The organism is Acidimicrobiia bacterium, from assembly GCA_035471805.1.
Lineage (GTDB): Bacteria > Actinomycetota > Acidimicrobiia > Spongiisociales > JAHEDJ01 > JAHEDJ01.
Map to the genome: position 1 here is coordinate 1 of DATIPS010000044.1, position 2,021 is coordinate 2,021.

Consider the following 2,021-nt stretch of genomic DNA (forward strand, 5'->3'; position numbering starts at 1 on the left):
GATCGAGTCGGGACCGCACGATGCCGACGACGAGGGCTGCCGGGAAGGCAATCAGCGCCAGGCGTTCGATCATCAGCACTGCCTTGCCTCCGGATTCCCCGAAGCCGACGAGGGGTTCCAGGAACGCCAGCACCAGAGCCAAGGCGATCGGCCATAAGGCCCAGATGACCGGACTGAGGGCGCGCCGGGCCGCCTGACTCGAGGAGTTCCGTTTCCGGATGATCAACGCGACGAGAACCCCGACAAGGATCAGGTTGCCCACCTGTCCGACACCCCAGATCAGGTCGTTCAACTCTGCGTCGGGGCGTATGAGCATGAAGCTCGCCGGGCATTCCTGGCACCCCGGCCTCGGATCCTCGAAGAGGTGGCCGACCACCGCCAGCACGACGAAATAGGCGCTGAGGAAGGCGACGTAGCCACGCTCAGCTCGATCGAGGCGACCGTCGGCAAATGCCAGGACCAGCCAGGCGAGCAGAACAAGGTGGACATCGGTGAGCATCGATCCAAGCGTCCAGGGGACACTGCCTTCGAACCAGCGAATGTCCGGGAGGAATATGCCCAACCCGACCGCAATGGCCAACCCTCCTATTAGTTTGCTGCGATAGCGGGTCCACAGCGCCGCTCCGACGACGACGAACGACCAGCCCGCAGCGACGTCGGCCCTCACGACGGCGGTCGACGGGGCACCCGGGAGGGTCGAGGCTGACGCAGCCCATCCCGTGGCGAGTCCCAGGACCATGACCCCTGCCGCAGCCGGCCAAACCGGGACACGCTTAGTCGACATCACCTGCATGAGCCCATCTTCGTGTGTCGGCCGAACCGCCGCAATCGGGGCCAGCCCTTAGAGCCAACCGGTGCCGCCCCCGATGTACCCCAGACCTCACTGAGACATATTGAGGTCAAGCGAGTCACAGAGGAGTGACATGACAAACCCAAGTAAGACAATCGCCGTTCTTGGCCTGCTAGCTCTGGTGTTTCTGCCGGGCCTCCGGGCAGGCGCGGCAGAATGGCCATCCGGCCTGGAAGAAGCGGTACAGACGTTCGCGGCCGAAGAGATGGACGCCTCCGGAGTTCCGGGTCTGGTGTTCGTCATGGTCGACGCTGATGGGACCGTCATCGCCGCGGCGTTCGGCCTAGCGGATGTGACCAGCGGTCGTGAGATGACCATCGACACGCCCCTGCGGATGGGCTCGATTTCCAAGCCGATCACCGCTGCCCTGGGCCTCGAACTCGCCGCACACGGCCACCTCGATCTAGACGTACCCGTTGACATGTACCTCGACGTCGATCTGACCGACCGGTACGGGCCAGCCAGCACGTTGCGACAGTTGCTGCAGCACCGAGGCGGCTACCCCGACGCCTTCGTCGGAAGTCACCATCTCGAAGAGGAGGACGCGCACGGTCTGGACGAGTGGGTCCGGAACCTCGGCGACCGTTCCATCGCCCCCGACGTCGTTGCCAGCTATTCAAGTATCGGCTACACCCTGGCCGGAGCCGCAATGGCCGGGGCCATGGACACGGAGTTCCCCGAAGTCGCCCACTCGGGTCTCTTCGAGCCTCTGGGCATGACGACCGCAACCTTCCGGCAGCCAGCACCCGAAGACGTTGCCATCGGCTACTCATGGGACGGGAGCGGCTTTGCGCCGTACCCCATCGACACACCTGACCTGGTGCCCGGTGCGGGACTGATCGCCACCGGTAACGACATCGCACGGTTCCTGGGCGCTCTCCTGGCTGAGGAAAGCCCCCTCTCGCAATCGACACGCGAAGGGCTGCTCACGCCGGCCGGCCCGTATCCGGGCCTCCGTGCCTACACCACCGGACTGACCGAGTGGCGGTACGAGGACCGGTCGGCCCTGTATCACGAAGGCAACGGCATTGGCACCTCCAACCGCATGACCATCCTTCCCGAAGAGGGTGTCGCGTTCTACACGGCGGTGAACGGTGAATCCATGGTCGGTACGGGCGATCCTTCCCCCCAGACCGGGTTCATGCGGAACCTGCACGAGATGCTGGTCGAA

General features: G+C 64.7%; 2 protein-coding genes. One reads left to right on the forward strand and one right to left on the reverse strand.

All coding sequences use genetic code 11. The features are described from left to right. Positions 1 to 793, reverse strand: a 793-nt coding sequence (locus VLT15_09285; protein ID HSR45408.1) for a hypothetical protein, incomplete at its 3' end; no start/stop codon positions are given. A 130-nt stretch (positions 794 to 923) separates the two neighbouring features. Here VLT15_09285 and VLT15_09290 point away from each other — a divergent pair. Beyond that, positions 924 to 2,021, forward strand: a 1,098-nt coding sequence (locus VLT15_09290) for a serine hydrolase domain-containing protein (GenBank protein ID HSR45409.1), incomplete at its 3' end; no start/stop codon positions are given.